The sequence below is a fragment of the Sulfuricurvum sp. genome (assembly GCF_036279695.1).
Classification (GTDB): domain Bacteria; phylum Campylobacterota; class Campylobacteria; order Campylobacterales; family Sulfurimonadaceae; genus Sulfuricurvum.
The window spans coordinates 1-9,864 of the sequence record NZ_DASUIQ010000086.1; the positions used below are offsets into that span (position 1 = coordinate 1).

At 45.6% G+C, this 9,864-nt stretch carries 7 protein-coding genes; 2 read left to right on the plus strand and 5 right to left on the minus strand.

All coding sequences use genetic code 11. The features are described 5' to 3' along the window. From VFW36_RS08695 to VFW36_RS08715, 5 genes are all read right to left on the minus strand, one after another. On the minus strand, positions 1 to 1,152 hold a 1,152-nt coding region (locus tag VFW36_RS08695; RefSeq protein ID WP_329658418.1), incomplete at its 3' end, for a HAMP domain-containing methyl-accepting chemotaxis protein. Between the two features lies 1 nt (position 1,153). Next, positions 1,154 to 1,645, minus strand: coding sequence for a chemotaxis protein CheW (locus VFW36_RS08700; RefSeq protein ID WP_329658419.1), 492 nt, complete (start codon positions 1,643 to 1,645; stop codon positions 1,154 to 1,156). Position 1,646: 1 nt separating this feature from the next. Then, positions 1,647 to 2,033: a response regulator gene (locus VFW36_RS08705; RefSeq protein ID WP_329658420.1), complete on the minus strand. Its 387-nt coding sequence runs from the start codon at positions 2,031 to 2,033 to the stop codon at positions 1,647 to 1,649. A 30-nt stretch (positions 2,034 to 2,063) separates the two neighbouring features. Next, the gene (locus VFW36_RS08710) at positions 2,064 to 3,524 is read right to left on the minus strand and encodes a response regulator (protein WP_329658421.1); all 1,461 of its coding nucleotides are present in this window, start codon (positions 3,522 to 3,524) and stop codon (positions 2,064 to 2,066) included. A 31-nt stretch (positions 3,525 to 3,555) separates the two neighbouring features. After that, a complete protein-coding gene (locus tag VFW36_RS08715) occupies positions 3,556 to 4,953 on the minus strand; it encodes an OprD family outer membrane porin (RefSeq protein ID WP_329658422.1) in 1,398 nt (465 codons plus the stop codon). Between the two features lie 343 nt (positions 4,954 to 5,296). Here VFW36_RS08715 and VFW36_RS08720 point away from each other — a divergent pair, with 343 nt between their 5' ends. Together VFW36_RS08720 and VFW36_RS08725 are read left to right on the plus strand one after the other, a co-directional pair. Next, the gene (locus VFW36_RS08720) at positions 5,297 to 5,995 is read left to right on the plus strand and encodes a response regulator transcription factor (protein ID WP_329658423.1); all 699 of its coding nucleotides are present in this window, start codon (positions 5,297 to 5,299) and stop codon (positions 5,993 to 5,995) included. A gap of 3 nt (positions 5,996 to 5,998) precedes the next feature. Next, a partial coding sequence (locus VFW36_RS08725; protein WP_329658424.1) for a PAS domain S-box protein occupies positions 5,999 to 9,864 on the plus strand: 3,866 nt, incomplete at its 3' end.

Genomic DNA, 9,864 nt, shown 5'->3' on the forward strand with positions numbered 1-9,864 from the left:
TGCCGCCGATGCCGCACGTTGAGCCAAGTTACGAACTTCGTCCGCAACCACGGCAAATCCTAGACCGTGTTCACCTGCACGTGCCGCTTCAACCGCCGCGTTAAGAGCGAGGAGGTTGGTTTGGAATGCGATTTGATCGATAGTTTTGATAATACCGCTGATTTTTGCCGCTGATTCGGTGATCGCGTGCATAGAGTGGGAGAGTTGCTCCCCTTTTTCGTATCCCGCTTTCGCTGAATCGTTCGAGTTTTTCGCCAAAATATCGGCTTGACGTGCGTTATCAACGTTTTGGGTGTTGATCGCGGTAGACTCTTCCAATGTTGCACTTACTTCCTCGACACTGCTCGCTTGTTCACTCGCCCCTTGTGCCAAAGACGCAGACGATGAAGCTACTTGATCCGATGCCGAAGTAATCTGCATCGCTCCGTCACGGATGGTTGTAACACTCTCGGTAATCGCACGGGTAATCGAGCGGATGATCAAAAATGAGAAAAGCGCAGATACAAAGATAGAAACCGCAACAACAATCATAGAGAAAAGCATATCGGAAGAAGACTCTTCTTCGGTATTTTTAACCGTTGTTTCCGCACCTTCGGTATTGATTTTCGTTATGTTGTCCATCGTAGAAACCATCATTTTGCGGACATCTACCATACCGTCCATATCTTTATCAAGTTCAGTGAAAGCCACGTTAAACGCCGCTTCATCCGGTGCATTCGCCATCTCTTTCATATGAGGAATACATTGATCGGAGAGCGATTTCCATGTTTTATACGCCTCTTGATACTCTTTCCAACTAGCGGCTTCTTCAGTGGTTTGTGGAACTTGAGAATAGATTTTATTCCCTTTCTCCCATCGTTCATGCGCTTTTTCGATCTTATCGATAGCATCCATAATCTTATCACTACGTTTCGGATCGGTTGAAAGTCCACGAACGCGGTACTGTTGTGATGTTACCTGATTAAATCCAACTCGCATCTCCATAACTCCCGTTACTGAGGGGAGATAATTTTTTCCGATTTCATTAACCGACTCACGCCATTGCGTCAAATTCGTATACGACATATACCCAAGTAACGTCAATGCTACCATCATAAAACCCGCAAGCAACATCAGCTTGCTTTGCAATACCATATTATCTAACCACTTCATCTTATTCACCCTCATTTGTTTGTGTAATTTGTTCTAAACTCATCAATTCATCCGCTTCAAAAAGCTTCAAAACATCCAAAATCATCACGACGTTCTCTTCGATCTGTGCCATCGAACAGATAAAGTCGGTATCGACGTTGCTCCCGAATTTCGGAGCCGCACCCAGATTTGAGCTATCGATACTCGCAACCTCTTCGACACGATCCACGATAAATCCGACGTTTACTTTGTCCACCTCGACGATAATGATCGCCGTGTGCATGGTCTCCTCTTGAGGCTCCATCCCAAAACGGGTTCGAGTATCGACGACAGGGATGATCGAGCCGCGTAGGTTGATAACCCCTTTCATATACTCAGGGGTTTTAGGGACATAGGTCACCTTCATCAATGCGATGATCTCTTTGATACGATCGATCGCAATCCCGTATTGTTCTTCACCCAGAAAAAACGTCAGATAACGTTCTCTTCTGGATTGAGCTGTGTTTTGTTCCATCTTAGACTCCCAGTACCATTTTGATTGATTTGACCAATTTCTCGTCGTTGAACGGTTTGACCATCCAACCCGTCACACCGATCTCTTTACCCTTCATCTTCAACTCTTCCGAACTCTCGGTGGTGAGGATGATGATCGGTTTGGTTTTAAAGCGCTCGTCACCTTTGATCGCGCGGGAGAGATCGAGTCCGTTCATCTCCGGCATATTGACATCACTGATGAGCAGATCAAAATTTTCCGCACCGCTTTGCAAATTCCCTAGAAGCTCTGCGGGATTAAGATACGATTTAAACTCGATCACGCCACTGCCGATGAGTCCCTCTAATGCTAACTCTGCCGTTGCGATAACCGCTCTGGAATCGTCGACGATAATTACCTTTTTTGCCATTTATGTACTCCTTTGTTTATTTCTATGTATTTAAAAAAATTCCATGCCGTCGTCGTCATCATCGTTCGCCGCAACCTCCTTGTTCCCGATAATCTGTTCGATCTGCATGCAGGAGCTGAAAAACGAACTATCGAGGTAGTGGATGTCTGCCGTGTCTTGCAAAGCGAAAATATGGTCTCGCCACGAAGTGAGATCGTTGCCTAAATGCTCTATCAACATCACGAGTGTTTTGAGTTTTTTGGGATCACTGATGATCTCAGAGGAGTGCTCTTTCAAAAATGCGCCCAACGATGAGAGAGCATACGCAAGCGCGGTAAATTCAAACAGATTGTTAATCGCCCGAACATAGACCCCTAAAACGGTATCGGCAAAATGGTAGATATTATCGACACTCGGTTCAGCTTCGAGGATATGGAGTTTTTCGAGCCACTCCTCATCCAAACTCTCCAAATCGCGGATCTCATCGAGAACGTCGCCGCCGATCTCACGGACGTAATCGATGGCGGCAGTTTTTTGGACGAAGCTTTGGCGAAGCAACTCTTTCTCTTTGGTTTCGAGAACTTTCACCTCTTTTTGGATCGTCGGCTCACTCTGTTCTAAGATCGGTTCAACTTTGATCTCTTCTTTGGGCGTTATTACCTCCGCTTTCACGAGCGGTTCAGGGATCGTCGGTGCGGGTTTGGTTGGCTCACACGTTAGCGTTGCTTCCACTTTTTCATGTGAATGCATGGTGAGGCGAATACAGGCAATGTTATCCCCTAAAACACCGTTTTCTCCCAATTCATCAAACAGCGCACGGGTTTTGGCACAGAGTAGGATCACTTTTTCAAACTTCATCGTCACAAAAAGCTCTTCGAAGCTCTCTTCGACGATGATGCTCATCGAACCGTTTTGACGAACACCCAAACGCATCAGCATATAAAATACCTCTATTGCGATGTCCATCCGTCTACACTTGACCTTCAACGTCTCATCATGGCGGGTGAGAATCCATATCCCGAAATCCATGATCGACTCCGCATCACTGATCTCGAACATCGTGACAAAAGGTCGAATATCGGAGCAAAAAGGGTTCAACGCCGCTTTGGTCGATAGTTTTTTGAACTCCCCCTCCCGTGAATGGATCAATGCCGCAAAATTTTGCAGTTTAAAATGGAGCAGATTCTTATCGATCGGTTTGTGGATATAGGTGTTCACTCCGATCGACGCCATATTTTTTTCCATGTGCGGATCAACCACCGAAGTGAGTGCGATAATCAAAGTTTCAGGATGACGCGCTTTGATCTGCTTGGACGCTTGGAAACCGTCAAGCTCGCTCAACATCACATCGAGGATGACGATATGAGGGTGATACTCTTCGACCGATTGTACCGCTTCGATCCCATCAGATGCTTCATAGATGTCGAAACGATCCATCTTGTGCGCGAGCATTTTCAACATTTCGCGGCTCTCTGCGACATCATCCGCAATGAGGAGTTTTAATCTGTTCATCGGCTACCCAATCCTTTGTTTATATTCATTTTTAAAACAGGTAGTTAACTTCAGCACGAAGCTCGCGGTTAGAGGTTTCAACGATGGAAGTTCCATTTGCTTTCGTTCCGTCAAGATCATTATCTTGATCCATAAGACGTAATTTCAGCTCCGTACCTTTCCAACTGCCCGCCAATTTATACATAATGTCCAAGTTCGCTTGGTGCGTGTTGCCATTGCCATACGCTCTGTCCGTCATGCTTTGATACGGCGTTTTACTCGGATCGCGATCATAATAGGCATAACCGAGTACGGTACTTAGCCCAGAAACCCATTGGTTAAAATCGTAATCAAGTTGAGCTTTGTACGAGCGGGTGTTGGCATTCCAGTCGGTTTGCGTCATCGAGCGGGTATACCCCTCGGTCGGGAATCCGCGCCACGGAGCGATCAAATCGGCACCGCTAGCGGTACGAGCAGTAGCCAACGTCAGTTTTGCCGCACCGTAACCCACCGACGTACGCAACGCGAACAATGAGGTATCGATACTGTTGTCTGAGTCGTGATTATTGCTCAAAGGAGCGATGATAGCCCCCGCCCCTTTGTCACGCTGTGCGATATAGCGTCCGCCGAAACCGATCGTCGCGTCCCCCGCTTTTAGTTTGTAATTCGCTTCTAGCATCGCTTGATCGACGATGTTCGCCCAATGCATTCCCCACGCTTGAAATTCGAGGTTCTCAATCGATTTGTTTTTAATCCCGACACTCAAAACATCGGGTGCATCGCCGTGAATACCGGTAGTTGTGCCATAATGAGTCGCATAATACGCCGCGATTTTATCAGGGGTATCTCCCGTATCCGCCATCGAACCGAAATAATTCATCCCGCGCTCTTTGATTTTATCGGCATAATCGATTTGGATCGTCGTATCGGCTATATCATTAGAAACGAGTTCATACCCCTCTATCGCAATCGGAATCATTTTGGTGTCATTAGGATTGATCCACGGGTTGCTCATCAACATTCGTCCCGCTTTGAGTTTGGTTTTAGCAATGTCGTATTGGAGATACGCTTGAGCTAATACCGCGTATCCTGTTCCGTAGTTATAGGTCGCTCCCGGTCCGCGAGAAAAGAGATCTTTGGAGGTATTAGCGCTCACTCCGTCATTTTTTTCTGTCCATCCACCCGGATTTTGGGTCGTATAGAGCCCAACTGCTCCGCTAACGCCGCGCAAAGGTGCCGTTTTGTAGATCAAACTCCCCCCCACAGCTAAACCGTGTGCATCCGGAGCGTTCTTGCCCGTCGCCGTGTTATCGTCCCAATCAGTCGCAAAATAGTGCGCTCTGAGTCGCCCGTCGAGTTTCCCCTCTTTAAACGCACTCGCCAAATCATCCGCCGCCTGAACAGACACCAACGTGCTCAACACGCTCGCCGCTATGATCGATTTTTTCATACATGTCCTTTTACCGATAGTGATCACTTTCGTATCACGTATAAGTTTTTATTTTCTTCGATTTTGAAATGATACTTAATACTCAGGCATAGAACGGTCTCATGAAGATGCCAATTATGTGACCTATTTATGACTTTATTACAATGAAGTTTTCAGATTGTTTCGAGGAAAATGGTGGTTTGCAGGTAGCAGAATAATCATCCTTAACAGAATTTTAATTTTTATCAAATAAAGATTATTATTTAATTTTTATAATGTGACCGAATTGATACTTTTTATGATAGAATAACTTTTACAGAGATACTTCACCTGTTTTTAAACAGGATAAAAAGGTTTATAGCTCATGATAAACAACTTGTTGATACTCAAAGAAAAAAGAGTTCTTTTCGCCGAAGACGATACGATTACGCGTCAACAAATGAGCGAAATCTTGGAGATGCTTTTTGCTAAAGTCTACGTCGCTTGTGATGGAGAAGAGGCATATAATATGTTTGAAGACGAATCTCCCGATATTATCATCACCGACATCAAAATGCCTAAACAAGACGGGTTGAACCTCGCTCGCAGAATCCGACAAAACAACTACACCGTTCCGATCATTTTTCTCACCAGTTTTGCCGAACAAGAATTGCTTTTCAATGCCGCGAATCTCTCGATTGACGGCTATCTCGTCAAACCAGTCGAACTCGAAAAACTCACCTCAATGGTATGCACCGCGATCAAACGTTCCCCTCAGTCGGACGGGTTAGTGATTTTGGGCAAAAATCTCTATTACAACTCAGCTACCAAAGAGCTCTACTATAAAGGAGAAGTCGTTCCGTTGGGGATCAAAGAACAAGAGCTTCTCGTACTCCTCATAGCCTCTCGACACAAAACGATCACCAAAGACGAGATCGGAAAAGCGCTCTGGCCGCTCGATCCGATCTGCGAATCGGCGATCAAAAATATCGTCCTGAGACTGCGTAAAAAACTGGGACTTGATATTATTATCTCCGTCCGTGGCATCGGATACCGTCTCGACACCCGCGACCTTCCGAAATAACCGATGTTTATCGCGTTCCTCTTGGCAACCACCACCTCACTGGTGGTTCTCCTCTCCTATAAAGTCCATACCCTCAAAAAAGACCGAGATCGACTCCTCAATGAAAACAACGAAGAAGCAAAAGTTCTTTTTCTACAATCACGCTATGCTTCTATGGGGGAGACGGTCGGAAATATCGCTCATCAGTGGAAACAACCCCTCAATGCCATCGGTGCTATCCAAAACTCGATCAAAGCCTCCCTCATTTTTCAGGGGGACATTTCCAAAGAGAAACTCTTAAGCTCCGTCGAAACCAGTTTTAAACTTCTCCAACATCTAGCCGAAACCATCGATACCTTTTACAGCTTTTTGGCTCAGCGCGGAGATGGAAAAAAAAGTTTTATCATAGCCGACGAGTTGGAAAAGGTGCGAAAAATCACCGAATATTCGTTTGAAAACAGCAACATCACCCTCAACTTCATTTTAGATGCCAACCCTACGATCCAAGGCAATGCCAACGAGTTCACCCATGCAATCCTCAACCTCATCCTCAATGCCAAAGATGCGTTCGACGATTCCACTTCCGATATGCCCATCATCACCGTCCACGTCAGCGGGAGAGAAAATTACTGCACTATCGTTATATGTGATACTGCGGGAGGAATCCGTCTAAACCCCGTAGAAATGGTCTTTGATATGCATATCACGACCAAAGAATCGGGTTCCGGCTTGGGTCTTTTTATGACCAAAAAAATCATCGAACAGCGCTTCGGCGGTTCCATCTCGGTCGAAAACCGCCATGACGGGGCATGCTTCACCATCGAGCTACCGTATGCCGAATACGGCGACTATTTTAACGAAGCCTCCACACATGATGAGATGCTCACATTGGAGCGGATCAATCATCTCTCCCGCAAAGTCATCGAACTCGAAGACCTCGAAAAAACCCTCAAAAAATGGTCCGATATTTTTAAACAAGCCCACTGGGGCATTGCAATGCACTCCGAAAAAGACAATACATTTGAACTAACAAATGCCGCTTTTAACACTCTGTACGGCTACAGTGCACAAGAGTTGAAGTCCATCCGAGTCTCTGATCTTTTCACCTCTGATTCTCTCCCCATGCTCTCCAAAATTCAACAAGAGGCTAAAAACAAAGGTTTTGTCGTTTTTGAAGCGGTTCATAAACGCAAAGACGGTTCAACTTTTCCGGCATCTGTCGAGTTAATCGTTATCAAAAATGATGAGGGCGAGGTTTTGTACCATATCGCTAACATCTGGGATTTGACCGAAAAAAAAGAGGCTGAAGAGCGATTATTGCTGAAAAAATTTGCTCTCGATCATATCCAAGATGCCGTATTTATGATTGATGAAAATGCACGCTTTCACTACGTAAATCAAGGTGCGTGTACAGCATTAGGATATAGCCGTGAGGAGTTTGAGAGTATGAACGTCGGCGATGTCGATCCCGACTGGCCGGCTGAGCGATGGAATGAACACTGGGAAATTCTCAAAGAGCTCGGAAGTATAACAATGGAGCTACGACATCGTCGCAAAGACGGTACGATATTCCCTGTCGAGGTGAGTGCCAACTACATCGAGTTTGGTGACAAACATTACAACATGGCAATCGCCCGTGACATCACGGAGCGAAAAGCGGCAGAAAAAGAGTTACTACTTGTCGATAAAGCGCTTAATAATACCACGGAAGCGGCGTATATCTTCATAAATGAACATGTCGTTCAAGTCAACGACGGTGCGTGCAAAATGTTGGGATACAGCCGTGAAGAGCTAATCTCAATGACCCTTTTTGATTTTGATAAAGAGTTAACAAAAGAAGGATTAGCATCACTCAAAGATAACCATAAGCCCAATGCTTCTTTCCGTTTCGAGCGTCAACACACGACCAAAGAGGGACGGATACTGAATGTCGAAATAGATGCAAGCCAATTTGAATACGACGGTGTTACCTATTCATTTACTACCGTCAGGGACATCACCGAGCAAAAACAAGCGCGTGAAGAGCTCCTCCTCAAAGAGTTCGCCCTCAACACCATCAACGAAGCGGTATATTTGATCGATGAAAACTCAATGTTCCACTATGTCAATGAGGGTGCTTGCACAGCACTGGGGTATACCAAAGAAGAACTGATGCAAAAAGGGGTCATCCATATTGATCCGAATGCTACTCCCGAGTGGTGGAATCAACATTGGAACGATCTGAAAGAACAAAAAAATATGTTCATAGAGGCGAGCCACCGTCGCAAAGACGGAACCCTCTTCCCAATCGAGCTGAGTATCAACTATTTCGAGTACAACGGTATTGGATACAACCTCGCCGTCGCACGTGACATCACCGAGCGACGACTCCTCGAAGAGCAAAAAGACAACGAACGAATGCGCCTCTTTTTCGAGCGTCAGCTCGTCGGTATGGCGATTATTTCACCGGAGTACGGATGGATACACACCAACGAAAAACTCCAACAAATGCTCGGCTACACTCAGGATGAGCTAACCAAACGTACATGGGTCGATATGACCTACCCTGAGGATTTGGCTCCCGAACTTGAGCAGTATAGAAAACTGATGAACGGAGAGATCGAAGACTATACGCTCGAAAAACGTCTCATCCGAAAAGACGGTAATCTCGTCTATACGAACCTCGCAGTGAGTTGTGTCCGTAACGATGAGGGTTCAGTCAACTACATTTTGGCACTTCTCGAAGACATCAGTGAGCGAAAACAGATGCAAGCACAGCTCATAGCCAGTGAGAGAGAGTTCCGCTCTTTGACAGAACATATACCGGACAATATTATCCGATGGGATCGCTATGGACGATACCTTTATATCAATCCTGTACATGAACGAACATTGGGACTCCGCTCATCGGAAGTGATCGGACATCGTATACCGGATGAACACGAATCCATAAAAGCGGCTATTGCTCAGGTCGTTACCAGCGGACAAACGATACTCGTACAGCAATCAGTACCGGATGAAAACGGCGATATACGAATACACGATGTCACGTTGGTGCCGGAATGGGATGATAAGGGAGAGATCGTTAGCATTTTAGGGCTTGGACGAGATATGACCGATATTTATCGCCTCCAAAATGACCTTGAAAAACATCGTTCATCTCTTGTAGAAGCTCAAAAACTTGCGAAAATAGGAAGTTGGGACTTTGATTTAAAAACCAACAATCTCTCATGGTCGGACGAATATTTCCAAATTCTTGAACTAGATCCAACGAACGATCCCAATGCAGTCGCTTCATTTGAGACTTTTTTTGAAAGAGTCCATCCTGAGGATAGAGAATTTGTCTCTGAGCGTTTCAATGCATGGCAAATGAGCATGGAGCCTTACAATACGGAGCATAGACTTCTGATGCCGGATGGAAGGGTCAAATTCGTCCATCAATTAGGGGGAATTAGATGCGATCAAAATGGAACACCATTGTATGCTATGGGAACGGTTCACGACATCACCGAACGAAAAGTGATGGAGACGGCACTCCAAGAATCGAATGACCGCTATATCCAAATCCTTGATAACAGTAGCGATGTTATTTATCTGCTCGATGTAACTCCACAGGGGCGATTTATCTATGTGGATGTCAATGCCGCTTATGAAGAGGTAACGGGGATACCGCGCGATGTCGTCATCGGGTTGGATGTTGAAGATATTGAGGATGAAACGTTCCGCAACATACTAATCGATAAATTTACCACCGTCCTTAATTCAGGTGAAAAAACCGATTATACCGCCGATTACCCTTTCCCTGCCGGTGTTAGAACATTCCATTCGATCCTATTACCGATACGAGATGAGAGTGGACGGATTGTCCGTATCGTAGGTGCGGCGAGGGACATCACCGAACGTCAAGAGAT

Excerpts from the sequence above, each read along its gene's own strand:
- VFW36_RS08705 (WP_329658420.1), bottom strand. The coding sequence starts at position 2,033 with ATGGCAAAAAAGGTAATTATCGTCGACGATTCCAGAGCGGTTATCGCA.
- VFW36_RS08720 (WP_329658423.1), top strand. The coding sequence starts at position 5,297 with ATGATAAACAACTTGTTGATACTCAAAGAAAAAAGAGTTCTTTTCGCC.
- VFW36_RS08700 (WP_329658419.1), bottom strand. The coding sequence starts at position 1,645 with ATGGAACAAAACACAGCTCAATCCAGAAGAGAACGTTATCTGACGTTT.
- VFW36_RS08710 (WP_329658421.1), bottom strand. The coding sequence starts at position 3,524 with ATGAACAGATTAAAACTCCTCATTGCGGATGATGTCGCAGAGAGCCGC.
- VFW36_RS08715 (WP_329658422.1), bottom strand. The coding sequence starts at position 4,953 with ATGAAAAAATCGATCATAGCGGCGAGCGTGTTGAGCACGTTGGTGTCT.